Below are 24,232 nucleotides of genomic sequence, written 5' to 3'. Positions count from 1 at the left end.
GACTCGCGTACGCGGGTGACGGTGGCCGTCACCGGTCGTACGCGGGCGACGGGGTCCTACGCGTCGAGGATCGGGATCAGCTGCTCCTCCTCGTAGGTCAGGTGTCTTTCGAGCTCGTCCGTCAGCCGCTCGACCTCGGGGAGCACCAGCAGGGGATCCGTGCCCTCGGTGGAGATGATCTCCCGCAGTTCCTCGATGAGGGCCGCGATCTTCTCGTGTTCCCGGCTCAGCCGCTCCAGGGTCGGGGCGAGTTCGGGATGGCGTCCGGCGAGGAAGGGGAACATCGCTATGTCCTCACCGGTGTGGTGGTTGTGCAGCCCCTGGCAGAGGGTCAGGCAGTTCACCCGCAGCTGGGCGCCCAGTCCGGGACCCGACTCGGTGACCTCCTTGCGGATCAGGGAGAGCTCCCGCCGGAACATGTCGTGGACCAGTTTGAGGGCCGCGCCCGCCGACGACGCTTTCGGCGGCCCGCCGTCGACCGCCTGGAGGGCGACCACGGGGATGACGCGCGTCGTCTTGGCCTGGTAGTCGGCCCATCCGGGATCGGCCTCGGCCGCGCGGGCGAAGACGCGGTCGCGTTCGGCGCCCTCCAGGACGACGGCCCGCGCCTCATAGGTGAAGATACCGTCCTCGACCGTGACGAGAGGGTTGGCCACCAGGTTGTGGAACCAGGCCGGGTGGTTCGGCGCGCCACCGGCCGAGGCGATGACCAGGACCCGCTCGCCGCCGTCGGGAAGGTAGCCGAGCGGGGTCGTGCGCCGGGCGCCGGACCGCGCCCCGACGGTCGTCAGCAGGAGCAGTCGGGCCCCCTCGAAGGGGCCGCCGACCCGCCCGCCGCTGGCTCGGAATTCCTCGATGACCTGCTGGTTGAATTCGATCGGCATTCTCTGTTTTCTTCTCCGGAATTGATGGGCCCGCGGTTGTTCGCGGGCATGACGAAGGACCGTCCGATGGGCAGGACGAAATCACCACGGGGCGACCGCGGTGCGGGAAAGGGGAAAGGCTCGCCGGAGTAACCGGCCGGGGTGGCGATTCACCGCCGGGGCCGGTTCATAGGTGGCGCGAAATCAGCGGTGACCGGCGACGACCGGCACCGCGAGAGCACGTGGACATCACACGGAACGTGAAGGCCACGCGGAACGTGGAAACAGAACGCGGAAGCCACCTGAAACGTGGGAATCGCGAAAGGGAGACCACGGAGAAATGTCGCGCTGAACGCGCGGAGGGAAAGGAAAGGGGGGCCTCTGGCCCGCCCGGGGCTCACGCCTCGGCCGGGTGCCCTACTCGCTGTTGGCCCAAGGCCGACCCGGCAGTCACAAATACCACCGTAGTGCTACAAGCGCGCTAAGGCAACGTCGCTTTTCCCGGCCGCTATACAAAGAATCCCGTGTCCCCGGAGGTGGGGAGGGGGCGCCGCCCCGGCGCGAGTGCCGCCGGACGGGCGCGGAGCGGGGCCTGCCGGTCCGGGTGCCGTCGATCGCCCCACCGAGCACGTCCACGGGAGAAGGCTCGCGAGACTTTCACGTATAAATCGAGGACATTCGCGCATTGGTCATCTCGGCATGTCCTTCTACGGTTGGCCGTCAGTGAGATCTTCGATGGAGAGGGGCACCCGATGGCGGCACGGATTCTGGTCACCGGAGCGACCGGTACGGTGGGCCGGCAGGTCACGGCCCAGCTGCTGGAGGCCGGGGCGGAGGTCCGCGCGCTGGCCCGCGAACCGGCCGGCCTTCCCGCCGGGGTCGAGGGTCTGCGCGGCGACCTGTCGGTTCCCGGCTCCCCGGACGCGGTCTTCGGCGGCGTCGAGGCGGTGTTCCTGCTCTGGCCGTTCGCCTCGGCCGACGGCCTGGAGGGCGTGCTCGAGGCGGCGGCCGGGCACGCCCGCCGCGTGGTCTACCTGTCGTCGGCGGTCGTGCGTGACCACGAGCGGCGGGCCGAGCGGCTGATCGAGCGGTCCGGGCTGGACTGGACGGTCCTGCGGCCGCACGCCTTCGCCGCCAACACGCTGCGCTGGGCCGGGCGGATCCGCGCCGAGGGCGTGGTGCGCGAGCCGTACGGCCGGGCCGCCATGGCCTTGGTGCACGAGCGGGACATCGCCGCGGTCGCGGTGCGTGCCCTCACCGAAGACGGGCACCACGGGGCCGTCTACGAGCTGACCGGGCCGCGGTCGCTGACCCAGGACGAGCAGGCACGCGTCATCGGCGAGGTGATCGGCCGGCCGGTGCGCTGGGAGGAGGCCACCCCGGACGGCGCGCGGCGGCGGATGCTGGCCCGCGGCTGGCCCCCGGAGGCCGTGGACGACGTTTTGCGGGCCCAGGCCGCGATGACCGCCGGTCCGGCGGCGGTCACCGCGACCGTGCGGGAGGTCACCGGGGACGAGGCGCGCACCTTCCGTGACTGGGTGACCGAGCATGCGCACGCCTTCCGCACGACGACGCGTCCCGGCGAATCGTGATCAGGCGCCGGGTGATCGATCGCCAACTATTCACTTGGTGTATATATCGAATGTATAGTCATGATCATGTCTACCGGACACGTCGTGCTCGGACTGCTCGCGGAGCGGCCCAAGCACGGGTACGAGCTCAAACGCGAGCATGACCAGCGCCTGCCGGGCGCCAGGCCGCTCGCGTACGGACAGGTCTACGCGACATTGCAGCGCCTGCAGCGGGACGGGTTCGCCGAGGTGACGGAGACCGTGCGGGAGAGCGGCCCCGAGCGCACGGTGTACGCGATCACCGAGGAGGGGCTGGCCGAGCTGGCCCGGTGGCTGGAACAGGTGGAGGCGCCCGCGCCGCACGTGTCCAGCACGCTCGTCTCGCGCGTGGTGGTGGCGATCGTGGCCGGTGGCGTCGCCGACGGTTACCTGGCCCGACAGCGAGCCGCCCATCTGGCACGGATGCGCGAGCTCACCGAGGAGAGGGCCTCGGGGTCACCCGCCGAGGCGCTCGCCGCCGACTACGCGCTCCAGCACCTCGACGCCGACCTGCGCTGGATCGAGACGGCCATGGAACGTCTCGCGGATCTCAAGGAGGAGATCGATGCTTGAGGCGCGTGCGCTGCGCAAGACCTTCGCCCGGACCGTCGCGCTGGACGGAGTGTCCGCGGAGATCGCCGACGGGGAGATCATCGCGATCACCGGGCCGAGCGGTTCCGGAAAATCCACCTTGCTGCACTGCCTGGCCGGGATCATCCGTCCCGAGTCGGGCGAGGTCCGCCTCGACGGGCGGCGCGTCGACACCCTCGACGACGCCGGCCGTACGAAACTGCGCAGGCAGAGTTTCGGTGTCGTCTTCCAGTCCGGCCGGCTGGTCCCCGAGCTGACCGCCGAGGAGAACGTGGCGCTGCCGCTGCTGTTCAACCGGCACGGGCGCCGGGAGTCGCTGCTGGCCGCCCGGTCCCGGCTGGAGAGACTGGACGTGGCCGACTGCGCGGACCGCCGGCCCGGCGAGCTGTCCGGCGGCCAGCTGCAGCGGGTCGCCGTGGCCCGCGCGCTGGTCACCGGCCCTCGGGTGGTCTTCGCCGACGAGCCGACCGGCGCGCTCGACTCGCTGGCCGGAGAGCGGGTGATGGACGAGCTCGTCGGCACGGCGCGCGCGGACGGCACCACGCTGGTGATCGTCACCCACGACAACCGGGTGGCCGCCTACGCCGACCGGGAGATCACGCTGCGCGACGGCAGGCAGACCGGGGTGAGCGTGTGATCGCCGTGATGCGGATGCTCGCCAGGGGCGGGTCGCGGCGTGAGCGGGTACGGGGGCGTCTGATGGCCGCGGGGGCGGCGCTCACGACCTTCCTGCTGTGCGTGGCGGCGAACCTGCTGGCGTTCGGGCTCGGTATCTCGCGCCACCCCGAGGGTTTTCTCACCCAGACGCGGATCGAGTACCTGGGCTTCTTCTCCGGCCGGGACGCGCGGCTGATCACCGCGCTGGCGCTGGCGTTGCTGGTCGTGCCCGTGATGGCCTTCGTCCACCAGGTGAGCCGCCTGGCCACCGCGACGAGGGAGCGGCGGCTGGCCGCGCTCCGGCTGGCCGGGGCCACGCCGCGCGAGGTGCGCCTGCTCGGGGCGTACGAGAGCGGGTGGCGGACGCTGCTGGGCGGGGTGTTCGGCATCGCGCTCTACCTGGCGGCCAACCTGACGCTGGCGTGGTCGCTGGAGGGCGCGGTGCCCCTGGTCCCGCCGGCGCGGATCCTGGCGATCCTCGCCGCGGTGACGCTCGCCGGGACGCTGTCCGGGCTGATGGCGGGGCGGCACGTGGTGACCTCCCCGCTGGGTGTGGTCCGGCGGACGCCCCCGGCCGGTCCCAGACCGCTCGACCTGGCGCTGGTCGCGGCGGGTGCCGGGATGCTCGTCGCCGGGCTCGCGGGCAAGGGAGGATTCCCCGGCGGGCCGTATGCCGCCGTGCTGTCCATGACGGCCGGCGTGGTCCTTCTGCTGTTCGGGCTGGTCCTCGGTGCCGCGTGGCTGATCAGGGCGACCGCCCGGTGGGTCGGCGACCGCACCGGGGCGGCGGAGACACTGCTGGCCGCCCGGATGGTCGAGGCCGATCCCCGGGGGTGGGCCCGCGCGCTGTCGGTGGTGGGGCTGACCGTGTTCTTCGGCTCCGGGGCCGGCGCCCAGCAGGGGCCCATCCTGGTCCGGTACGGACTTGACTCCTCCCTCGTCGTGGCCTACGTGCTCGTGGACCTCGCCCTGCTGGTCGCGCTGGCCACCTCGGCCGCCGCCCTCGTGGCGCACCAGGCGGAGGACCTGCTGGACCACCGGCACTCGTTCGCGGCCCTGGCCGCCTCGGGCGCGCCCGGTTCCGCGCTGGGCCGGGTTCTCACCCGGCAGGCGCTCATCGCGGCGCTGCCGGTGTGCGTCGTGGCCGCCGTCGCGGGGGTGGGGGTGGTCGTCGTGATGTTATGGGACGTCGTCTACCGCGAGGTGCCGGAGGCGCTCGCCGTCGCCGTTCCCCGGGCGGTGCTCATGGCGGGGATCGGGGTGCTGGCCGCGCTGCTGGTGGCGCGGGCCGCCCGGCCGATCCTGCGCGGGACGCTGCGGCCGGAGGGACTCCGCGACGAGCGAGGGAGTGAGCGGGTCGTGTGAGCATGGGGAATGAAGGTGATTCGCCGGAGTCTTCCCGGCTCTCCCTCTCTTCCCGAGTTGCCCGAGTGCCCCGCGCCCCCGAGAGGACCTGTCGTGGCTCTCGCGGGACACCGGCTTCTCAGCGGGGTGCCGGCTCCGGGGTCCCGGCGAGGAAACGCGGTGAGGTCCACGCGCGGCGGGTCAGGGTGGGGGCGGCCGACCTGGCCACCCAGAGCGCGACGGCGATGTAGAGGACCTGCTCAGGATCTTCCGGGTCGGGCGGTCACGCTCCTCGTGGTGTCGCGCTCCCGGTGGCGACCAGGCCCGTCTCGTAGGCGACGATCACGAGCTGGGCGCGGTCGCGCGCCCGAAGCTTGTCGAGCAGGCGTCCCACGTGCGTCTTCACCGTGCCGACGCTGAGGTGCAGAAGCTCGGCGATCTCGGTGTTGGACAGTCCGCGGGCGATCAGGGCGAGAACCTCGCGCTCGCGGCCGGTGACCCCGTCGAGCTCGCGGGCCAGGGGCCGGGCGGGAGCGGCCAGCCGCGCGAACTCGGTGATGAGCCGCCGCGTCACGCTGGGCGCCAGCAGCGACTCACCGGAGACGACCACGCGGATCGCCTCCAGGAGGTGCGCCGCGGTGGTGTCCTTGACGAGGAAGCCGCTCGCCCCCGCCCGCAGAGCCGCGTAGACGTACTCGTCCAGGTCGAACGTCGTCAGGATCAGCACGCGCACGCCGGCCGTCTCGGGCGAGCCGCAGATCAGCCGGGTGGCCTCGATGCCGTCCATCTCGGGCATCCGAACGTCCATCAGCACCACGTCCGGACGCTCCCGCCCGGCCATCCGCACGGCCTCGGCGCCGGTGGCGGCCTCGCCGACCGTGACCATTCCCTCGGTGGCGTTGACCAGGGCGCGGAAGCTGTCGCGCAGCAACACGTGATCGTCGGCGAGCAGCACCCGGATCGGCGGCGCGGAGCCGTTCGCGGCGTCCGTTCCCGCGGTTGGTGTCACGGCGTCCGTCCAGACGATTCGTACGGCAGGTGGGCTGACACCCGGAAGCCTCCCTCGGGTCGTGGGCCGGCACTGAACGTGCCGCCGTACATCGTGACACGTTCCCTCATCCCGACCAGCCCGTGCGCTCCGGCGCCGCGCGGCTCCGCGGGCCTGCGGCCCCGGCCGTCGTCGACCACCTCGATCCGCACCGTTCCTCCGCCGGTCTCGACGCGGACCTCGCAGCGGGCCGGGGCGGCGTGCTTGACGACGTTGGTCAGCGCCTCCTGCACGATGCGGTACACCGACAGGCCCACCGCCTCCGGCAGCTCGCCGGTGCCGCGTATCTCAAGGTCGACGGGAACGCCCGCGGCCCGGGTGTGCTCGGCGAGCAGGTGCAGCTGGGCGGGCCCCGGTGGCGGCGCCAGGTCGGCGGGGGAGCCGTCGTCGGAGCGGAGCACTCCCAGCAGGCGGCGGATGTCGGTGAGCGCGGCCCTGCTGGTGTGCTCGATGACGGCCAGCGCCGACAGGGCCTCCTGCGGATTGGTCGCGGCGATGTGGTTGGCGACGGTGGCCTTGACCGCGATCAGGCTCATGCTGTGCCCGACGATGTCGTGCAGCTCGCGGGCGATGTGCAGCCGTTCGTCGGCCAGGGCCTGCCGGGAGAGCCGGACGGCGGTGGCCCGCCGCCGGTGGAGCGCGACCCCGGCCGCCCAGGCTCCGCACATGATCGCCCAGATCACGCCGGCCTCCACCGGCCAGGCGGGGAGCATCTCGCCGGGCACCGCCCCCGGCCGCGGGACGGGCCGCATGGTCGAGTACAGATACGCCACGGCGGCACCCGAGGCGAGCAGGCAGGCCACCAGGGCGGTCACGGACCGGCGGGGCCGCGCGGTCAGCGCGACGAGGTAGAGCGCCAGGGCGGCGGGAACGTAGGCCACCCAGATCGCCCCGGCGCCGACCGTGCCGAGCAGCGTCGCCACCACCGCGCCCACGCCCGTCACGGCGAGCACCGGCAGCGGCCGGCGCCGCCGCACCGCCACGGGCAGCGCGGTGACCACGGCCAGCGCCCACGCCACCCAGAGCGGGCCGGTGAACACCCGGACGGGGGGATCGAGGGTCGCGTACGCGATCAGAAGCGTCAGCGCCGGCGCCGCCACGATGTCGAGGGGGATCAGGTAGGCGCGCCCAGGGGAGCTGTTCACGCGACGACGCTATCGCCGCAGGCCAGGCGACGCATCCACCCGTGGTCGGACCTCCCGGGGGGCATAGGCCGGTGGACATCGGCCGGTGGGTACGGAGCCGCCGGTGTCGGTTCGCGGGTGTGGGGCCGGGGAATGGGCCCGGGGACATAGGCCCGTGGGCACAGGTCGCGGGCGCCGGTGCGATCCCGGTCGTACCGGTGACTTCCGACCGGGGCCGGATGTGCGGGAGACCGCGGTCCGCGACCGTTGGATCATGACAAACGACACTTACCCGCAGATCACCGAGCGGGCCCACCGGATCGAGCGCTTCTGGTTCCCCGGGCCGTGGGTGGGTGGGATCGCGATGATTCTGGGCCCCCTGCTGATGTCCGCCGGGGTGCTCGTGCGCATCAGGTACCACTTCTTCTTTCCCCAGCAGCTGGAGGCCTACGACGCGGAACCGGCACTGATGGTCGCCGCCTACAGCCTCTTCGTCGCGGGCAACGTGCTCATGTGGCCCGCCGTCGCGACGCTCGCCCGGCTGATCGGCGCCACCAGGCCCGGCTGGGCGGTCTGGGGCGGCACCCTCGTGACGCTCGGGCTGTTCACCCGCACCTTCCACGGAGGCATCGACCATCTCGCCTTCCAGCTCGTCGACGTGCAGGGACTGGAGGTCGCGACCAGGGCGGTCTCCGACTCCTACACGGCGTGGCACCTGTTCCGCCTCCCGGCCCTCGCCATCGTCGTCGGCTGGGTCGTGCTCGCGATCGGCGCCTACCGGTCCGGCGTGCTGGGACCGGTCCGCTCCATCGCGCTGGGCTGCGTGTGGGTTCTCGCCCTCGGCACGCTCAAGGGCACCGAGCCGCAGTCACTGCTGGCCGTCACCGGTCTGTGCGTCGCGTTCGTACCGCTGGGCGTGCGGGTGCTGCGCGACGGTCCGAGGCCGGCCGGGAGGACCTGGGCGTGGATCGCGCCGGCCGTCGTGTCGGTCGTTCTTCTCGCCGTCTTCGGCCTTGACGGATGACGGCCGCCCGCCGTCGAGCTCGCCCGGCTCCCCGCCGGTGAGTGGCAGGAAGATCCTCGGTGTCGGGGTAGGCGCGGACACCGCGGGGAACATCTGCGGGCACCATCAAGCAGTTCGAGAAGCAGGAGGAGCCCTCCCATGCCCGACCGCATCGCCACGACACGATGGACCGGTGACCTGACCACCGGATCGGGAACGGTCACGCTCGTCTCCTCGGGAGCGGGCGGGTTCACCTTCTCGCTGCCCAGCCGGGCCGGCGAGGCGAACGGCCAGACCAGCCCGGAGGAACTGGTCGCCGCGGCTCACTCCGCCTGTTACAGCATGCAGCTGTCGGCGCTGCTCACCGCGGCCGGTACGCCCCCGGAACGGATCGACACCACGGTGACGGTCTCCCAGAACCTGCGGGACGGGGCCTACCTGATCACCGAGATCCGGGTGGTCGTGCTGGCCGCCGTCCCGGGCGCCGACGAGGAGGGTTTCCGCCTGGCGGCGGAGAAGGCCAAGGAGATCTGTCCCGTCTCCGTGGCACTCAGCGGCACGATGATCACTTTGGACGCCGAGCTGGAGCGGGCGTCCGCCTAGGAGATCGCGGCTCCATGTGCCCGAAGCGGGCCCGAGGCGGGCCGGAGAAGGAGGGTCCTTGTGCTCTCACTTCGTCCGTAGTCTGATTGGGAAGACTTATTCATCGGGCCGAGCATCCGCGTGTCCCGGGTGGTTTTCGCGGTGCGGGCGAGTGCGCGGTCCGGCAGAGCGTCTCTGAACAGGAAGGGAGCCGACGCTGATGACGGTAACCCTGGAAAAGAGCGTCGAGGACTTCATCACCACCCCCCACAAATTGTTCATCGACGGGCAGTGGGTGGACGCGGCGTCGGGTAAGACCTTCGCGACCCCCAACCCCGCTACCGGGCAGACCCTGGCGCACGTCGCCGAGGCCGACGCCGAGGACATCGACCGCGCGGTGCGCGCGGCCCGCAGGGCCTTCGAGCAGGGGCCCTGGTCACGGATGACCGCCTCGGAACGAGGACGGATCATCTGGAGGATCGGTGACCTGATCCTGGAGCACGCCGAGGAGCTGGCCCAGCTCGAATCGCTGGACAACGGCAAGCCGGTGGCCGTGGCACGGGCCGCGGACGTTCCGCTGGCGGCGGACCTGTTCCACTACATGGCGGGCTGGGCGACCAAGATCGAGGGCAACACGATCTCGCTGTCGGTGCCGTACATGCCGGGCGCCGCGTTCCACGCCTACACCCTGCGCGAGCCGGTCGGCGTGGTCGGCCAGATCATCCCGTGGAACTTCCCGTTGCTGATGGCGGCCTGGAAACTCGGGCCCGCGCTGGCGACCGGGAACGTCGTGATCCTCAAGCCCGCCGAGCAGACCCCGCTGTCCGCCCTGCGGCTGGCGGAGCTGATCGCCGAGGCCGGGATGCCCGACGGCGTGGTCAACGTCCTGCCCGGATACGGCGAGACCGCCGGTGCGGCGCTGGCCGCGCACGACGGCGTGGACAAGGTCGCCTTCACCGGCTCCACCGAGGTCGGCAAGCTGATCGTGCACGCCGCGGCGGGCAACCTGAAGAAGGTCACCCTGGAGCTCGGCGGCAAGAGCCCCAACATCGTCTTCGACGACGCCGACCCCGACATCGCCATCCAGGGCGCGGCGAACGCGATCTTCTTCAACCACGGCCAGTGCTGCGTGGCCGGATCCCGGCTGTTCGTCCAGCGGGACCGGTTCGACGAGGTGGTGGAAGGGGTCGCCAACATCGCCCGGGGCATCAGGCTCGGTCCGGGCATGGAACCCGACACGCAGATGGGCCCCCTGGTCTCCGACGAGCAGCTGCGCCGGGTGACCGGCTATCTGGACTCGGGCCGCGCGGAGGGCGTCCAGACACTGGCCGGTGGCAACCGGCACGGAGAGCGGGGCTACTTCGTCCAGCCCACCGTGCTCACCGACGTACGCCCGGAGATGAAGGTCGTCCGCGAGGAGATCTTCGGGCCGGTGGTGGTCGCCTCACCGTTCTCCGACCTGGACGAGATCGCCGCGGAGGCCAACGCCACCGACTACGGGCTGGGGGCCGGCATCTGGACCCGCGACATCTCCAAGGCACACGCCCTCGCCGGCAAGATCCGCGCGGGCACCGTCTGGATCAACTGCTACAACGTCTTCGACGCCGCCCTGCCCTTCGGCGGCTACAAGCAGTCGGGCTGGGGCCGCGAGATGGGTCACCAGGCCCTCGACGCCTACACCGAGGTGAAATCCGTCTGCACCCAGCTGCAGACCTGATCACACGCCGGGCACGTGTCCGTACGGCATCGTGCGGCGGGTGACCGGGCACGGGTTCGGGTTCGGCCGTTCCGCCGGGGGCACCGGCTTCACGCCCCCGGCGGGGTCGCGGTCCTTTCCGGTGCGGTCCTTTCCGGCGCGGCGCGCGGCCGGCTCCCGTGAACGCGACCCAAGCTGTCCCCGGCCGCCGTCGGCCCTGACATCGATCCCGCCGTCGACTCCGACGTTGATTCCCCGTCGGTCCCGCTGTCGGTCCCGCTGTCTTGGGCCGCCGTCGGTCCCGGCGGCCGAGGCTTCACGAGCGGGTGACGGACGCGGACTCCAGCAGGGACCAGCTCCGGTCGTCTCCCCAGATCGAGAACGAATCCACATACGGCCGCAGCAGGGCGGTGAGCTCCGCGTCGCCCCGGCCGTTGAGCTCCTCCGACGCTATCTTCCTCGCCGTTCCGGCAAGGAGGTCGGCGACCTGGACCCGGGCGTCCGAGCGTGCGACGACGAACCTCAGGTCGGCCAACCGGTTCCTCGGCGAGCAGGGGGGAGCGTCGGGCCGCGGCTCGCCGAACATCTCCCTGAGTCGCGCGACGCGCTCCTCCGTCAGCGCGGTCTGCCGGTCGTGGACGATCGAGACGGGCCTCGTGCCCTCACCCCAGTAGTTGACGGCCCGGACGATGGCCGGGATCAGGGGGTCCAGCGCCGGAATCACCTGCGGGTCGTCGAGAAGCCGCGTCAGGAGGGATTCCACCCGAGGCCTGGCTCGCCGGAGCAGCTCCATGATCTCCCCGACCTCACCCCCCGGGTCGTCGAGGCGCAGGGCGTCGACCATGCCGAAGAACGTGTCGGGGGACGTCGCAGGGCCCCGGCCGTTCCCGGCGCGCATCAGGGTGTTGAACGACTCCAGGAAGGCCTCCCAGCGTTCGCGCCCGAACGTGCGGCGGCCCTCGCGGTACAGGGTGACGGCCACGGCGCTGACCTGCCGATCCCGGTGCCGGCCCGCATCCGGCGCGTGAGCGGCCTCCTCGCCGGCCTCCTCGGCGAGCAGGCCGGCGAGTTTCCCGACGACGAGGAACGTCTTGTCGGTCAGGTATACGTGGGCGTTCCCGCGGATCGGCCCCGACGGCCCGAGCAGCCACACGAGGGCCGGCCTGTTCTTCTCGCGGAGCAGAAGGTTCGCCTTGTATTCCAGCGCGGGAGAGGGCGCTATGTTCCGTATTTCCTGAATGCAGTCGGCCGCCGATTCGATGTCCAGGCGCACGCTGGCATGTGTGAAAACGTCGGTGTTTCCACCGATGAGTTTCTCCCCCTCGGAACCGGACTCGTCGCAGGCGATCTCCAGAGGTTGGTCGGCCAACATGGATTCTGCCCCCACAATGTCCCCGCGATATCGGTCACTGTCCGGTTCCATTATGAATGGACGATTCTTTAGGATACGTCACCACGATGCACGCGCAATGGGTTTTGTCCCCCGTGCCGGTGGCGGCACGACGCGCCGTGCCGGTGGCCTCCATCCCGGAGGGGACCGGCACGGCCGGACCGGCGGCCGCTAGCATGGTGTGATCTTTGCCGTTTCCGGTGTTCAAGATCACCGGAGGGGAACGCCGTGCTGTTGGGCGGCGTGGAACATCCGACCATCGAGCCCGGAAGGCCCTGAGTCCGAACATGGCCACCGTCACCGTCGTGATCCCGACGTTCAACGAGGTGGAGAACCTTCCGCCGATCGCGGAGGCTCTGCTCGCGTTGCCGCTTGACGGCCTGCGGATCCTGGTCGTCGACGACGACTCCCCTGACGGGACGGGGAAGGTGGCCGACGGGCTGGCCGCCGCGTATCCCGGCCGGGTCGACGTGGTGCACCGGCGGGTCAGGGAGGGGCTCGGGCGCGCCTACGTCGACGGCATGGAGACCGCCCTCTCGGCCGGGGCGGAGTTCGTGGTGCAGATGGACGCCGACTTCTCACACCCCGTCGACGCCGTTCCTCGCCTGCTCGGGACCGCGCTGGCGACGGAGGCGGCGTGCGTGATCGGCAGCCGGTACGTGCCGGGCGGGACACTGGCCGCCGAGTGGAGCCTGTGGCGACGGGCCCTGTCGAGGTGGGCGAACTTCTACGTCCGCACCATCCTGCGCGTCAGGTTGCGGGACGTGACCGCCGGGTTCAAGATCTGGCGGGCGGAAAGTCTCGCCGCTCTGGAACTCGGCACGATCTCCTCGGGGGGTTACAGCTTTCAGGTGGAGATGCACTACCGGGCGACCAGGGCGGGGATGACGATCGTCGAGATCCCCATCCACTTCTCCGACCGCCGGGCGGGCAGCTCGAAGATGAGCCTTCGGGTGCAGCTGGAGTCGGCCCTGATGCCGTGGCGGCTGATCTTCAGGCGCTGAGGAGATCGGCGCGGCGCACCCCCTGCCCGGGGACGCGGAGAGGATGCCGGTAGGCGGTGTGCCGGGCGGGGAAGGCGTTGGACGCCGCCTTTATTCATTGTCGTCCTGCTCCATCTGGTGAGCTGTTATTGGTAATTGATGAATTTGCTCCGCTGGTATCTATGGGTATGTCATGTGACGAGTACTGTGCTGCCGATCAGTAATGTCGGAAGGTGTGGCGCATCATCCCAATGCGTCTGGACGGCACAGTACTAAAAGAAAAGAACAATATTATGATATATGCCAATCGATCTCGTGTGACGGCACGGAACGCGGTGCGTTCAGGGGTCGTCGGGATCCTCGCGACCCTGGCCGTGATGGGCGCCGCCGTCTCCGGCGCCGCGAGCGCGGCGGCGGAGACGCCGGTGCCGGTGCCGGTGTCCCCGGCCACCACCGGGGGCCCCGTCCGCCTCGACGGCGACGCGGTCGCCTCGCCCACACCCACACCCACACCCACACCCACGCCCTCGGCTCCGGCCTCGGCCTCGGCGTGCGGAATGGCCACCACCGAGAGCGGACTGAGCTCGACGTGCGCCGCGGGGAGCGACAGCAGCCCGATCACCTTCACCGCGACGGTGACGGCGTCGGACGGGAGCGTCCCCACGGGCAGGGTCCTCTTCGCCACCGACGGAGCGATCCTGGGAAGGGCCCAGCTCGTTGACGGTGTCGCCACTCTGACGATGTCGAGCCTCCCCGCGGGCGTGTACCGCGTCGTCGCCTACTACCCGGGTACGGCCCAGCTCGATCCGAGCCACACGCCTCTGCTGATCCAGCGCGTCGGCCTCGGCTGCCCGTGCACGCCGGGGCGCCAGACGGGCCTGATCAGGGTGCGGGTCAATGGGGCGACCAGGGATCCGGCCCCCGGGCAGAGAGTCCGCACCCAGATCGTGTTCGGCAGGAAGGCGTAGCCGGGCGAGCGGCACTCCCGCCCCGGTCACGGGCCGAGGCCTCCGCCCGGCCGGTCCCCGCGGAGGATGACCGGCGAGGCCGGTCCTGGTGGGAGGTGATCGGCGACGTACCGTTCGGCGTCCTCGGCCCGGTGGAAGTGCGGTCCGCCGCGGGAGACCCGGTCTCCGTCGGCGGGCCGAGGCCGCGTGCGCCGCTCGCCCTGGACGAGTGTCGCCGGATGTCGGCGGAGCCGCTGAGCGAGGGGCGCCGGCGGCTGCTCGGCGGCGAGCCGCCGAGGCGGGTGCGCCGCGTGATCACACCTGGGAATCGCCGTGCTCGCGCCCTCGCGCCGCGTGGAGGTGGCGGACGAGGCCGATCTCGGAGACGTTCTTGGTCAGCTCGACGGTGACCCAGCCCGCTATGTCCACCAGCCTTTGTTCCTGCCCCCACGGCAGCCCGGCGGTCCTGTCGGTGGAGTCGAGGTCGGCGTCGGTGAGCGGCAGCAACCCCGCCCGCCAGTCGTCCTTCAGCCCGCGCAGCCAGTCGGCCGCGGTCGCGGCGGTGCCCGGCCAGGTGATCTCCTCGCGCGCGGGCGCCCCCGATCCGAAGCAGTGCCCGAGCGTGGTCGTCCACCAGAAGCCGATGTGCCAGGTCAGCCACCCGATCGAGACGAGCGGCGCGGGATCGGGCTCCGGCACCTCCCAGTCGGCCACCCAGCGGCCCCGGCCGTCCGGCCGGACGGTCCAGCAGCCGGGGGCGGGCTCCCAGAGGCAGGCCGGATCGTCGAGGTCCTTCAGGTGATACTCGAACAGCGCCCATGCGATGTCGAGCTGCCGGATCAGTAGATCAACGCGGGGTACGGTCACGCGTGAACCCTGGCACCGCTCCCGGCTGCTCCGCCACCGCTTTTCACCGGCGCGGAGGCCGGGATGACGAGGACGACCGTGACCCGGCGGCACCCCTCACCGGGTGGGGGCGGTCACGGTCACCGCGCCGGCCCGCTTGTGCTCGCACCGGTCGGGGCCCGCGGCGGCCGGGCCGCCGAGCGGAGCACGGTCAGGGGCGGCGCTCCGCGAGCCGCCCGGTGACGACCCGGTACTCCCGCGGTGCGGGAGACTGGGAAGGTGACCACCGAGAACAACCGCTCCGGTCCGCCCGTGACCAGCGTCTCCATCGTGCTGCTCACGCTGGCGCGCCGGATCGAGACCGAACTCAACGCCGCCCTCGCGTCACTCGATCTCACTGTCAGCAGGCTCGGGCTGCTCGGTCACATCGCCGGCGTGCCCGGGGTGTCGTTCAGCGACCTGGCGCGGATGTCGGGTACGACGGTCCAGAGCGTCCACACCGCGGTGAAGGTGCTCGCCGGCGCCGGACTGGTGCGCGACAACACCGCCCGCGCGGGCTCCGCGTCGGCCATCGAGATCACACCCGAGGGCGCGCGCCTCCTCGACGCGGCGAGGGAGGCGATAGCCGAGGTCGACGACCTACTGTTCGGCCCCGCCGCGGACCCGATCCAGCAGCAGGTCGCCGGTGCCGTACGCGCCGCGTTCGGGGGTCTCTCCACGCCCTGACCCGCCCGCAGGGCCGCGCTCCACGCCTCATTCCTTCAGCTTCAGTCAGACTGAAGCTTTCGTGTTAGGCTTCAGGCTGCCTGAAGGTTGCGACGAAGGGGGAATCCGTGGAAGCCGTTCTGCTGTCGGTCCATGTGCTCGCCGGCATCGTGTTCGTTGGAGGCTCGGCCGTCGCGACGAGCCTGTTTCCCCGCTACGCGCCGGTCGCCACCGGCGTTCTCGCGGGGCCGGCCGTTAGCGGCGATCCGGCCGGTTCGCCGCCGGAGGCTTCGGGAGCCTCGGAGATCTCCGGGGCCTCCGGGGAGCGGAACCGGGCCGTGGCCGTCGCGCTGCACCGCATCACCCGGGTCTACGGCATCTTCGGCGTCCTTGTGCCCGTCGTCGGGATCGCCCTGGCCCTCGTCCAGGGTCGGATGGGCGAGGTGTGGATACTCATCTCCATGATCCTCACCGCGGTCGCGGGCGGCCTGCTGGCCCTGCGGATCCATCCCGGCCAGCGTGACGCGCTCGCCGACCCCGACGACGGCAGGCGCCTGCGCTCGCTCTCCATGCTCGCCGGGATCTACAACCTGCTGTGGGCGATCGTCGTCGTCCTGATGATCGCCCGGCCGGGCGCCTACCCGTGAGCACATCCCCGGACGGAAGGCCGGCGAGGCTCCTCGCCGGCCTTCCGGCATGCCGTCGCGGGTCTCCCCGCCCCACTCGCCCCCGAAAAGCGCCTCCTGAAGGGCGGGACGGGCCCCGGGCGGATTCCCGTCAGCTCGACGTCACCCCGCGGTAGGCGCTGAGCACCTGCAGGGCCCGCAGGGTCTCCACCCCCCGGTACTCCAGGGCGGAGGCCGCGCCGGGAGGCTCCCAGGTGATGGCCCATCCTCCGTCCGGCTGCTGGTCGGCCGCCAGCCGGTCCAGGTGGCCCTCGATCACGTCGTCGGCGAACAGCCGGCGCCAGCGGCTGTCAGGGCGGGGAGCGAGGTGCAACGGGGTGACCCCGTACTCCGGGTCCGCCGGGTCGCTCCGGTACCACTTCAGCTGGGGAAGCCACTCGCCCACCCGCTCGGCGAGGGGTTCGGCCCGATCCCGGTCCGGGACGTGTTCGAGGAACACGAGCGTCTCGGACATGGCGTGCGCGTCGTCGGGGAAGCCCTTCTCCAGTGCCGACCAGCACCAGTCGGTGGCCCGGGTGAGCCACGGGTGCTCCACGCCCATCCGGTGCAGCAGCCCGGCCAGCCCGGCGGTGGGGTTCAGCCCCGGCTTGTAGGTCCACTCCGACCAGTGCGCGGCCCTCGGATAGGCCTCCATGACCGGCAGGGACAGGGGCACCGCTCCGTCGGGCGCGGCGACCGTCGCCAGCCAGTCGCACGCCTGCGGCACCATCGGGCCGGTCGCGGGCACCCCCGCCGTCAGCAACGTCTGGAACGCGACCTCCACGTCGATGGGCAGGCTGTCGGGGCAGCGCTTGTCGGGTTCGAGGCCGTGGCCGAAGCCGCCGTCCGCGTTCCGGTAGGCGCGCAGGGCGTCCACCGCCCCGGTGGCGGGCGCCCCCTCGAAAAGGGTGGCGAACAGGCGGCGTTCGAGCAGGCGCCCCTCGCGCAGGATGAAGGTCCGAGCGGTGTCGAGAATGCTGTCACTCATGGTGTCCCATGCTGACGGGTGATCGGTCCGATCGTCTTGTACGAATCGGACGTCGCCGCGATCGGTCTTCCCGGTGCTCATCGGGCCCGGTCCGGCTGCCAGAGGGGTTCGCCGGACTCCTGGACCTCCCCGTCGGCGCCGAAGATCAGGAACCGGTCGAAGTCGGCGGCGAACCACCGGTCGTGGGTGACGGCGAGCACGGTGCCCGAGAAGGAGGCGAGGCCGTCCTGGAGCGCCTCCGCGCTGGCCAGGTCGAGGTTGTCGGTCGGCTCGTCGAGCAGCAGCAGGGTGGCCCCCGACAGTTCGAGCAGCAGGATCTGCAGGCGTGCCTGCTGCCCGCCGGAGAGGGTCTCGAAGAGCTGCCGGCCCGCGGGGGCGAGCTCGTAGCGGGCGAGGGAGGCCATGGCGTCGTTGAGCGTCAGCGACCCGGCGGCGGTGACGATGTCGGCGGGAGTCCGTCCGGCCAGGTCGGGCCGGGTGTGCGTCTGGACGAAGTGGCCGGGCACGACCCTGGCCCCGAGTTCCACGGTGCCCCGGTGGAGTACCGGCGCGGACGCCGGGGCGGGCGACGCCGAGGGGAACGCGCCGCTCCCCGACTCGGCCAGCAGCCGCAGGAAGTGGGACTTTCCCGAGCCGTTCGGGCCGAGGATCGCCACCCGCTCCCCGTAGCGGACCTCGACGTCGAACGGCTCCGTCAGGCCGGTCAGCTCCAGGCGGGTGCAGGTGAGCGCGCGCTTGCCGGTACGGCCGCCTCTCAGGCGCATCCGGACGTTCTGCTCCCTGGGCGCGCTCTCGGGCGGGCCTGCCTCCTCGAACCTGCCCAGCCGGGTCTGGGCGGCCCGGTAGGCGGAGGCGACGGAGTCGTTGTTGGTCGCCTTCTGGCGCAGGGTGTGGACCAGCTTCCTGAGGCGGGCGTGCTCCTCGTCCCAGCGGCGGCGGCGCTCGTGCAGGCGCTCGTTGCGGTCGAGGCGGGCCTGGGCGTAGGTGGCGAAACTCCCGCCGTGGGTCCACACCCCGCGTGACTCCACGGTGATGACGCGGGTGGCCGCGTTGGCGATCAGCTGGCGGTCGTGGGAGACGAGCAGGACGGTTTTCCCGGTGGCCCCCAGCTGTTCCTCCAGCCACTGCTTGCCGGAGACGTCCAGGTAGTTGTCGGGTTCGTCGAGCAGCAGGACCTGGTCGGGGCCGCGCAGCAGCGCCTCCAGCGCGAGCCTTTTCTGCTCCCCGCCCGACAGCGTGCCGATGTCGCGGCCGGCCACGTGCTCGTAGCTCGCGCCCATGGCCAAGGTGGTGCAGGCGCTCCAGGTGACCTCGAGGTCGTAGCCGCCGGCGTCGGCGTAGTCGCCGAGGGCGCGGGCGTAGGCGAGCTGGGTCTCCTCCAGGTCGCGCTCGCCCATCGCGCGCTCGGCCCGCTCCAGCTCGGCGGTCGCGGCGCGCACGCGGTCGGGGGCCACCGACAGCAGCAGCTCGCGTACCGTCTGGCCCCCGTGGATGCCCCCGATGAACTGGCGCATCACGCCGAGCCCGCCGGACGCGGTGACCCGCCCGGCGGAGGGGTGGAGGTCGCCGGCGACCAGCCGTATCAGGGTCGTCTTTCCGGCCCCGTTGGGGCCCACCAGCGCCGCGGTGACGCCGTCGCCGACGCGGAAGGACACCTCGTTGAGCAGCAGCCGTCCGTCCGGCAGCACGTAGGTCAGCGCGTCGGCCTCGACATGTCCCACGGTGGCGTCTCCTCGAAGGTGGCGGTCCCCATCGCGTCGGAGAGAAACCGCAGCCAGAACATTGGTCATACACTATGAACATTGATCGGGCGGCTTCTCAAGCCATTAAGCCCCCGCAAGGGGAAAGGCGGGGATCGGAGGATCGTGAGCGCTACGCCGGGCAGGAGAACGCGGCGCCAGAGCGGTGAGACGGCGCCGGGGGTGTGGCTGCGTCCCCCGCGCGAGGGCCGGGCCGAGCCGGCCGTCACCCTCGGGCGGATCGTGGGGGCGGCCGTGGAGCTGCTGGACGAGGAGGGAGCCGGCCGGCTGACCATGCGCCGCCTCGCCGAGCGGCTGGAGACCGCCGCCACCACGCTCTACCTGCACGTCGAGACCAAGGACGACGTGCTGGACCTCGCGCTCGACGCCGTGTTCGGCGAGGTGCCCGTCCCGCCGGGGCCTGGGGGCGCGTGGCGCGACGACATCACCGCTCTGATCACCGAGTGGCGCGCCACCATGCTGCGCCACCCGTGGTCGGTGACGGTGCTGGACCGCCCCCTGCTGGGCCCCAACGTCCTGGCCCGCACCGAATACCTGTACGCCGCGCTGGCGAGGGCGGGTTTCACCGGGCCGGACCTGACCGCCGCCGCCTACGCCCTGGCCAACCACGTCATCGGTTCGGCGACGATGCAGGTCGCCGGGGCCGGGTACGGCGAGTCCGAGTGGAGCTGGGCCGGTGACCTGCACGTACGGGCCCGCCGCGAGCTGTATCCGACTCTCGCCGCGCAGGGGGCCCCGATGGGCGACGACTGGGACCCGATGTTCACCGCCGGGCTGAACTACCTCCTGGACGGCATCGGGTCGCGGATCCGGTGAGCCGGGCCGCGCGCCGCGCACGACGAGTGGGCGCCGAGGTCGGCGGTCCTCGCCGGAGGCCCCGCGCGGATTCCCGTTCACCTGGTGATCGGCCCGGAGCGCGCGGTCGGTACGCTCGCGGCCGGGAAGGGAGGCGGGATGCTTTTCGCCGTCGCGGTCGTGTTCGGGCTCACCTGGTGGCTCGGGTGTTACGTGATCGCCCGGGATCCCCGGGAGCGCGGGCCGAGGCGGGCGGGCCTGGGGCTGCTCGCCTACGGCGTCGCGCTGGCGATCGCCCAGGTGCTCACCGCCGTACCGGATCCCGCGGCGGAGGTGCTGGGCACGGTCGAGACCGCGCTGGTCCACCTCCCCGCGCTGCTCTGGACGGGCGCCGTGCTGACCCTCGTTCCCGGTGGCGGGCGGCTGGACCGGGTCTGGTCCAGGGGGCTCGTCCCGCTCACGCTCGTGGCTTTCGCGTGGCTGCTGGTGTCCGGTCTGGGCGAGGGGGTGAGCCTCGCGGCACGAGTGGTGACCGGGGTGTTGCTGCTGTTACCACTGGCCGGGGTGCTGGTGCTGCTCGTGCGGGCCAGGCCGCCGCGGGCCGGATGGCTGGCGGCGGTCGCCACGCTGTTCTTCGGGCAGGGGACCGCGCTGCTCATGTTCCCGCTGTTCGGGCCGCCCGGCCTGCTCTCCATCATCGCCATCGACGTGGACATGGTCCTGCTGGGCGTGGCCATCGCGATGTCCAGCGCGTTCCAGGCGGGCGAGGCGCTCTGGCGCGACATGCTGCGGTCCCTGCTGGGGGCGGCGGTCGTGGCCGTGGTGTCGGGCGGCCAGGTCGTCCTGGTCATCGCGCTGGGCGAGCCCACGCCCGCACTCTCCGCGCTGCTGTTCGGCGTGATCGCGGTGGCCGTCGCCGTGCAGACGCTGGCCGGTCCGGTGCACCGGGCGCTGGACCGGATCGCCTTTCCCGGTGACCCGGAGATCCGCCGCGAGCGGGCCGAGCTGCGCGCGACGTCCGAGGCGCTGCCGCGCCGCGAGCAGGGCCCGCCGCCGCCGGACGAGGCCGAGTTCGTACGGCTGACGCGGCGCGCCCTGGCCAACTACGGCGATCTGGGCAAGCTCGCCAGCAGCCCGCTCGCGAACCTGCCGGTGATCGACGCGCGGATCACCGGCGACATCCCCCTGGAGCGGGCGGCCGAGCTGAAGCACCTGCTGCTGGAGAGCGTCCAGCGGCTCAAGCCCCGCGACGGCGAATTCGGCACCAGCGAGGAGTGGCGGTTCTACAACGTCCTGTACTTCCCGTACGTCCGGGGGCTGCGTCCCTACCGGCGCGGGGCCGACCGCGCCGGGCTCGCCACCGCCGAGCGGCAGGCGTTCGACTGGTTCGTCCGCGAAGTTCCCGAACGTACGCTCTACAACTGGCAGAACGCGGCGGCCAAACTCGTCGCCGACGATCTTCGCCGGGAGAACTGGCAGTGAATGGCAGTGCCATGTCTGCAGATGGCACCGGGTGAGGCGGTGTGCTGAGTGCGTCGGAAGCGACATCCTCAGCGAAGGAGACATCGATGACCACGACCACCCCCACCGCCCGCCGCACCCCCCTGCTGACCCGCGTGCTGTGGACGGACGCCTTCCTCACCGGAGGGTTCGCGCTTCTCCTGGCCGCCGCCGCGACCCCGCTCGCCGGCCTGCTCGCCCTTCCCGAGCCGCTGCTCCGCTGGAGCGGGATCGGGTTGCTGCCGGTCACCGCGTTCATCGTCTACCTGGCCGGGCGCCCGGTCCCGCCCAGGGGAGGCGTCTGGGCGCTGATCGTCCTCAACGCGCTGTGGACCGTGGACAGCGTCTTCCTGCTGTTCACCGGCTGGGTGGATCCCAACCCGCTGGGCATCGCCTTCATCGTCGCCCAGGCTCTCCTGGTCGGAGTTTTCGCCGAACTCCAGTACGTCGGTCTGCGCCGCGCCTGATCGCGGGTCGTCGAAGGTCCCATCGCCCCGCCCCCGGGCCGTGAAGGTCCCGCCGCCCCGCCCCGGGCCGTGAAGGTCCCGCCGCACCCGGCACGGGCGGCGGGACCCTTCACGCCGAGGCCGACGCCGGGCCGTCGCCGCGATCCACTCGCGGCTCGCCGCCGGCGCGGCCCCCAGCGGGCACCTCACCGGGACGGCACACGTGAGAGCCGCCCTCCAGGCCGTCCGGGAACACCGCTCACACGATTTCGATGACGTGTTTGCCGCGCACGCCGCCGGCCTCCAGCGCCCGGTGGGCCTCGGCGATGTCGGCGAGAGGGTGAACCGTGTCGACGACCGGCCGCAGTGCCCCGCTCTCCGCCAGCCGGGCCAGGTCGGCGAGGAGCCGGTGGGTGGGGTTGCCGCTGAAGAACCGTACGCGCCGCGGGCCGAACACGGTGGAGGCGAGGATGTACGCCAGCGACGACAGCATGTGCTCGGAGTCGAAGGTGATCGAGACCATGCGTCCTCCCGGTGCCAGGAGCCGGCGGTAGGCGCTGAGCTCGGTGCCGATCGCGGTGTCGAGAACGACGTCGAAGGGGCCGAGGTCGGCCGGGCCGGTGGTCGCGTAGTCGAAGACCTCGTCGGCGCCGAGGTCGCGGACGAAGTCGAGGTTCCGGGCCCCGGCGAGCGCGGTGACATGCGCGCCGTACGCCCGTCCGAGCTGGACGGCGACGCTGCCGACCCCGCCGCTCGCACCCCGCACGAGCAGCCGCTCACCCGCCTTGAGACGGGCCTTGTCCCGCAGGGCGGTGATCGACGTCGTGCCCCCGGCGAGCAGGGCCACGGCCTGGGCCGGGTCGAGCCCCGCCGGGGCGAGGGCCAGGTGCCGGGGGCGGACGGCCACGAACTCGGCGGCGCTTCCGAACCTCCGAGGCAGCAGCCCCCACACCCGGTCGCCCACCGAGAGGCCGGGCACGGGGGAGTTCAGGGCGGCGACCTCGCCGGCGAAGTCGATCCCGGTGCCCTTCGGGAAGCTCCGTCCCGTGATCAGGCGCATCTTCCCCGCCCGGCCCAGAAGCTCACCCCCGTTCACGCTGGCGGCGTGCACGCGCACCAGGACCTCACCCGGCCTCGCGACCGGTTTCGGCAACGTGCCCTCGTACAGCACCTCCGGCGGTCCGTACCTGTCGTACCGGGCCGCACGCATCTCGCTCACTTCTGCTCTCCCCGTCTGTCCGGCCGTCTGCCGGGCTTCCGCATGGTCGTGACGTCGGCCGGGCCTCCGGCGGCGCGGCGCGAGGGCACCCGGGCAGGCGTCATCGCGCCCCGGCACCTCGCCGATCGGACGAGGGTGCGGGCCGTGCCCACCGTCGTGTTCCCGCGGCCGCGCCGGTCACCATCGACCCGGAACGAACTCCGTACGCCCGGAAAATCGGGCGCCGATCTCCACGTATGCCCAGGTTAACTCTGTAAACGGATAGGGTGTTCCACTTGAGATAATGTGAGAAACATGTCCACCCATTCCTCTCGGATACCGCGTCCCGCCGATGTCGCGCCCGCCGACACGGCCGGGCTGCGCGCGGACGCGCTGCACAACCGCAACCGCATCCTCGCCGCCGCCCGCGAGGCGTTCGCCACGCTCGGGCTCGGCGTGCCGATGGCCGCGATCGCCCGCCGCGCCGGGGTCGGGATGGCCACCCTCTACCGGCGCTTTCCCACGCGGGAGGCGCTGATCACCGAAGTGTTCGCCGACCAGCTGACAACGTGCGTGTCGGTCGTCGACGACGCCCTCGCCGACCCCGACCCGTGGCACGGATTCCGTACGGTCATCGAGAAGGTGTGCGCCATGCAGGCCGTCGACCGGGGATTCACCGCGGCGTTCCTGACGGCCTTTCCCGACGCGGTCGACTACGAAAGGGAACGCGTCCGCGCCGAGCACGGCTTCGCCGAGCTGACCCGGCGGGCCAAGGACACCGGACGCCTGCGCGCCGACTTCGACCACGCGGACCTCACGCTGTTGCTCATGGCCAACAGCGGCATCGTCGCCGAATCCACCGAGGCCGCGCTCGCGGCGTCCCGCAGGCTTGTCGCCTACCTGCTCCAGTCCTTCCAGGCCGATCACGCCGCCCCCCTGCCACCGGCACCCCCGCTCGGCCTGCGTCACATGTACTGCCCCTCGCCGGCGCGCTCCACCGGGTAGTCCCCGCGCTCCCCGGTGTCCGGCGCGGGCCGTGAAGTGAGGGAGGCCCCGGCCGGGCGACGGTTCGCCCTCGCCGCCGGCGTGCGCCTCGTCACCCTCGTCCGGGTTTCGCGGGAGTGCCTCACCGAACGGACCGGCCGCCCCTCACACCGGCCGGCCGAGCGTCCTCCGGCCCGCGCGAAGACCCGGATTCCGCACGGGCGGAACGGCGAGTCCAGCTGCCGAAACACCTGTTGACACCGTGGTTCGGGAAGATCAGCCTTGTGGCGTGAATTCTGACGGTGTGACCTTTCTGCAAACCGATCTCGAGCAGCCCCATGCCGGGATCGACGATCCGGGCCCGGTGTCACGGGTGCCCCCGGCGGCCGGTGAGGTGCCGGGGGGTGGGGTCGTGGTGGAGTTCGCCGGTGCGCGGGGTGGGGTGGCGCCGTTGACGTGGGGGCAGGCGTCGATCTGGCGGTTGACCACGTGGCGGGCGGCGGGGGA

General features: G+C 72.0%; 24 protein-coding genes. 16 read left to right on the top strand and 8 right to left on the bottom strand.

Annotation, left to right across the window (positions count from 1 at the left end; genetic code table 11):
* Positions 1–56 precede the first annotated feature (56 nt).
* Positions 57–884 carry a nitroreductase/quinone reductase family protein gene (locus ACSDR0_RS32700; protein ID WP_435292777.1) on the bottom strand — a complete coding sequence of 276 codons (828 nt, stop codon included), beginning with the start codon at positions 882–884 and terminating at the stop codon, positions 57–59.
* Between the two features lie 731 nt (positions 885–1,615).
* Here ACSDR0_RS32700 and ACSDR0_RS32695 point away from each other — a divergent pair.
* The 4 genes from ACSDR0_RS32695 (at position 1,616) to ACSDR0_RS32680 (ending at position 5,086) form a co-directional block, all read left to right on the top strand.
* Positions 1,616–2,455, top strand: coding sequence for an NAD(P)H-binding protein (locus ACSDR0_RS32695; RefSeq protein ID WP_435292776.1), 840 nt, complete (start codon positions 1,616–1,618; stop codon positions 2,453–2,455).
* A 66-nt stretch (positions 2,456–2,521) separates the two neighbouring features.
* Entirely contained in the window at positions 2,522–3,046 is a 525-nt protein-coding gene (locus ACSDR0_RS32690; protein WP_435292775.1) for a PadR family transcriptional regulator, read from the top strand.
* The gene (locus ACSDR0_RS32685; protein WP_435292774.1) at positions 3,039–3,701 is read left to right on the top strand and encodes an ABC transporter ATP-binding protein; all 663 of its coding nucleotides are present in this window, start codon (positions 3,039–3,041) and stop codon (positions 3,699–3,701) included. Before ACSDR0_RS32690 ends, ACSDR0_RS32685 begins: the two co-directional genes overlap by 8 nt.
* A complete protein-coding gene (locus tag ACSDR0_RS32680) occupies positions 3,698–5,086 on the top strand; it encodes an FtsX-like permease family protein (RefSeq protein ID WP_435292773.1) in 1,389 nt (462 codons plus the stop codon). Before ACSDR0_RS32685 ends, ACSDR0_RS32680 begins: the two co-directional genes overlap by 4 nt.
* A gap of 262 nt (positions 5,087–5,348) precedes the next feature.
* Here the strand turns inward: ACSDR0_RS32680 and ACSDR0_RS32675 are convergent, their stop codons facing one another.
* Both ACSDR0_RS32675 and ACSDR0_RS32670 read right to left on the bottom strand, forming a co-directional pair.
* The gene (locus ACSDR0_RS32675; protein ID WP_435292772.1) at positions 5,349–6,074 is read right to left on the bottom strand and encodes a response regulator; all 726 of its coding nucleotides are present in this window, start codon (positions 6,072–6,074) and stop codon (positions 5,349–5,351) included.
* Positions 6,071–7,258, bottom strand: coding sequence for a sensor histidine kinase (locus ACSDR0_RS32670; RefSeq protein ID WP_435292771.1), 1,188 nt, complete (start codon positions 7,256–7,258; stop codon positions 6,071–6,073). Before ACSDR0_RS32670 ends, ACSDR0_RS32675 begins: the two co-directional genes overlap by 4 nt.
* A 253-nt stretch (positions 7,259–7,511) precedes the next feature.
* Here ACSDR0_RS32670 and ACSDR0_RS32665 point away from each other — a divergent pair, with 253 nt between their 5' ends.
* The 3 genes from ACSDR0_RS32665 to ACSDR0_RS32655 all read left to right on the top strand — a co-directional run bounded on the left by ACSDR0_RS32665 (position 7,512) and on the right by ACSDR0_RS32655 (position 10,539).
* Complete coding sequence (locus ACSDR0_RS32665; protein ID WP_435292770.1) at positions 7,512–8,261, top strand: hypothetical protein; 750 nt, start codon at positions 7,512–7,514, stop codon at positions 8,259–8,261.
* Between the two features lie 138 nt (positions 8,262–8,399).
* Positions 8,400–8,843: an OsmC family peroxiredoxin gene (locus ACSDR0_RS32660; RefSeq protein ID WP_435292769.1), complete on the top strand. Its 444-nt coding sequence runs from the start codon at positions 8,400–8,402 to the stop codon at positions 8,841–8,843.
* A 199-nt stretch (positions 8,844–9,042) separates the two neighbouring features.
* Entirely contained in the window at positions 9,043–10,539 is a 1,497-nt protein-coding gene (locus ACSDR0_RS32655; RefSeq protein WP_435292768.1) for an aldehyde dehydrogenase family protein, read from the top strand.
* Positions 10,540–10,834: 295 nt separating this feature from the next.
* Here ACSDR0_RS32655 and ACSDR0_RS32650 read toward each other — a convergent pair whose 3' ends face one another.
* Entirely contained in the window at positions 10,835–11,890 is a 1,056-nt protein-coding gene (locus ACSDR0_RS32650) for a hypothetical protein (RefSeq protein WP_435292767.1), read from the bottom strand.
* Between the two features lie 305 nt (positions 11,891–12,195).
* Here ACSDR0_RS32650 and ACSDR0_RS32645 point away from each other — a divergent pair, with 305 nt between their 5' ends.
* Both ACSDR0_RS32645 and ACSDR0_RS32640 read left to right on the top strand, forming a co-directional pair.
* On the top strand, positions 12,196–12,912 hold the full coding sequence (locus tag ACSDR0_RS32645; RefSeq protein WP_435292766.1) for a polyprenol monophosphomannose synthase: 717 nt from the start codon (positions 12,196–12,198) through the stop codon (positions 12,910–12,912).
* Between the two features lie 296 nt (positions 12,913–13,208).
* Positions 13,209–13,859: an Ig-like domain-containing protein gene (locus tag ACSDR0_RS32640; RefSeq protein ID WP_435292765.1), complete on the top strand. Its 651-nt coding sequence runs from the start codon at positions 13,209–13,211 to the stop codon at positions 13,857–13,859.
* A 294-nt stretch (positions 13,860–14,153) separates the two neighbouring features.
* Here ACSDR0_RS32640 and ACSDR0_RS32635 read toward each other — a convergent pair whose 3' ends face one another.
* Positions 14,154–14,705 (bottom strand): DinB family protein, encoded by a 552-nt coding sequence (locus ACSDR0_RS32635; RefSeq protein ID WP_435292764.1) that lies wholly within the window; start codon positions 14,703–14,705, stop codon positions 14,154–14,156.
* A gap of 258 nt (positions 14,706–14,963) precedes the next feature.
* Here ACSDR0_RS32635 and ACSDR0_RS32630 point away from each other — a divergent pair, with 258 nt between their 5' ends.
* Positions 14,964–15,410 (top strand): MarR family winged helix-turn-helix transcriptional regulator, encoded by a 447-nt coding sequence (locus tag ACSDR0_RS32630; protein WP_435292763.1) that lies wholly within the window; start codon positions 14,964–14,966, stop codon positions 15,408–15,410.
* Positions 15,411–15,517: 107 nt separating this feature from the next.
* Positions 15,518–16,036 (top strand): hypothetical protein, encoded by a 519-nt coding sequence (locus ACSDR0_RS32625; protein WP_435292762.1) that lies wholly within the window; start codon positions 15,518–15,520, stop codon positions 16,034–16,036.
* A 130-nt stretch (positions 16,037–16,166) separates the two neighbouring features.
* Here the strand turns inward: ACSDR0_RS32625 and ACSDR0_RS32620 are convergent, their stop codons facing one another.
* Both ACSDR0_RS32620 and ACSDR0_RS32615 read right to left on the bottom strand, forming a co-directional pair.
* Complete coding sequence (locus ACSDR0_RS32620) at positions 16,167–17,042, bottom strand: hypothetical protein (protein WP_435292761.1); 876 nt, start codon at positions 17,040–17,042, stop codon at positions 16,167–16,169.
* A gap of 77 nt (positions 17,043–17,119) precedes the next feature.
* Positions 17,120–18,763 (bottom strand): ABC-F family ATP-binding cassette domain-containing protein, encoded by a 1,644-nt coding sequence (locus ACSDR0_RS32615; protein ID WP_435292760.1) that lies wholly within the window; start codon positions 18,761–18,763, stop codon positions 17,120–17,122.
* A gap of 144 nt (positions 18,764–18,907) precedes the next feature.
* Between ACSDR0_RS32615 and ACSDR0_RS32610 the strand changes: the two genes are divergently transcribed.
* The 3 genes from ACSDR0_RS32610 to ACSDR0_RS32600 all read left to right on the top strand — a co-directional run bounded on the left by ACSDR0_RS32610 (position 18,908) and on the right by ACSDR0_RS32600 (position 21,564).
* On the top strand, positions 18,908–19,618 hold the full coding sequence (locus ACSDR0_RS32610; RefSeq protein WP_435292759.1) for a TetR/AcrR family transcriptional regulator: 711 nt from the start codon (positions 18,908–18,910) through the stop codon (positions 19,616–19,618).
* A 138-nt stretch (positions 19,619–19,756) separates the two neighbouring features.
* Entirely contained in the window at positions 19,757–21,079 is a 1,323-nt protein-coding gene (locus ACSDR0_RS32605; RefSeq protein WP_435292758.1) for a hypothetical protein, read from the top strand.
* 86 nt (positions 21,080–21,165) lie between these two features.
* Positions 21,166–21,564, top strand: a complete 399-nt coding sequence (locus tag ACSDR0_RS32600) for a hypothetical protein (RefSeq protein ID WP_435292757.1) — start codon at positions 21,166–21,168, stop codon at positions 21,562–21,564.
* A gap of 238 nt (positions 21,565–21,802) precedes the next feature.
* On the opposite strand, the gene ACSDR0_RS32595 is transcribed toward ACSDR0_RS32600, so the two are convergent.
* Positions 21,803–22,753 carry an NAD(P)-dependent alcohol dehydrogenase gene (locus tag ACSDR0_RS32595; protein WP_435292832.1) on the bottom strand — a complete coding sequence of 317 codons (951 nt, stop codon included), beginning with the start codon at positions 22,751–22,753 and terminating at the stop codon, positions 21,803–21,805.
* A 303-nt stretch (positions 22,754–23,056) separates the two neighbouring features.
* On the opposite strand from ACSDR0_RS32595, the gene ACSDR0_RS32590 reads away from it, so the two are divergent.
* Both ACSDR0_RS32590 and ACSDR0_RS32585 read left to right on the top strand, forming a co-directional pair.
* Positions 23,057–23,746, top strand: coding sequence for a TetR/AcrR family transcriptional regulator (locus tag ACSDR0_RS32590; RefSeq protein WP_435292756.1), 690 nt, complete (start codon positions 23,057–23,059; stop codon positions 23,744–23,746).
* Positions 23,747–24,029: 283 nt separating this feature from the next.
* On the top strand, positions 24,030–24,232 hold a 203-nt coding region (locus ACSDR0_RS32585), incomplete at its 3' end, for a hypothetical protein (RefSeq protein ID WP_435292755.1).

This window comes from Streptosporangium sp. G11, from assembly GCF_051192615.1.
Lineage (GTDB): Bacteria > Actinomycetota > Actinomycetes > Streptosporangiales > Streptosporangiaceae > Streptosporangium.
Note: the sequence above shows the minus strand (reverse complement) of the source record. Positions and strands in the feature narration are given on the sequence as shown.

What these genes read in the sequence shown, in the direction of transcription:
- ACSDR0_RS32605 (WP_435292758.1), top strand. Translation starts at nt 19,757, where the DNA reads ATGCTTTTCGCCGTCGCGGTCGTGTTCGGGCTCACCTGGTGGCTCGGG.
- ACSDR0_RS32665 (WP_435292770.1), top strand. Translation starts at nt 7,512, where the DNA reads ATGACAAACGACACTTACCCGCAGATCACCGAGCGGGCCCACCGGATC.
- ACSDR0_RS32700 (WP_435292777.1), bottom strand. Translation starts at nt 884, where the DNA reads ATGCCGATCGAATTCAACCAGCAGGTCATCGAGGAATTCCGAGCCAGC.
- ACSDR0_RS32660 (WP_435292769.1), top strand. Translation starts at nt 8,400, where the DNA reads ATGCCCGACCGCATCGCCACGACACGATGGACCGGTGACCTGACCACC.
- ACSDR0_RS32590 (WP_435292756.1), top strand. Translation starts at nt 23,057, where the DNA reads ATGTCCACCCATTCCTCTCGGATACCGCGTCCCGCCGATGTCGCGCCC.
- ACSDR0_RS32620 (WP_435292761.1), bottom strand. Translation starts at nt 17,042, where the DNA reads ATGAGTGACAGCATTCTCGACACCGCTCGGACCTTCATCCTGCGCGAG.
- ACSDR0_RS32645 (WP_435292766.1), top strand. Translation starts at nt 12,196, where the DNA reads ATGGCCACCGTCACCGTCGTGATCCCGACGTTCAACGAGGTGGAGAAC.
- ACSDR0_RS32695 (WP_435292776.1), top strand. Translation starts at nt 1,616, where the DNA reads ATGGCGGCACGGATTCTGGTCACCGGAGCGACCGGTACGGTGGGCCGG.
- ACSDR0_RS32595 (WP_435292832.1), bottom strand. Translation starts at nt 22,753, where the DNA reads ATGCGTGCGGCCCGGTACGACAGGTACGGACCGCCGGAGGTGCTGTAC.
- ACSDR0_RS32600 (WP_435292757.1), top strand. Translation starts at nt 21,166, where the DNA reads ATGACCACGACCACCCCCACCGCCCGCCGCACCCCCCTGCTGACCCGC.
- ACSDR0_RS32650 (WP_435292767.1), bottom strand. Translation starts at nt 11,890, where the DNA reads ATGTTGGCCGACCAACCTCTGGAGATCGCCTGCGACGAGTCCGGTTCC.
- ACSDR0_RS32655 (WP_435292768.1), top strand. Translation starts at nt 9,043, where the DNA reads ATGACGGTAACCCTGGAAAAGAGCGTCGAGGACTTCATCACCACCCCC.
- ACSDR0_RS32690 (WP_435292775.1), top strand. Translation starts at nt 2,522, where the DNA reads ATGTCTACCGGACACGTCGTGCTCGGACTGCTCGCGGAGCGGCCCAAG.
- ACSDR0_RS32685 (WP_435292774.1), top strand. Translation starts at nt 3,039, where the DNA reads ATGCTTGAGGCGCGTGCGCTGCGCAAGACCTTCGCCCGGACCGTCGCG.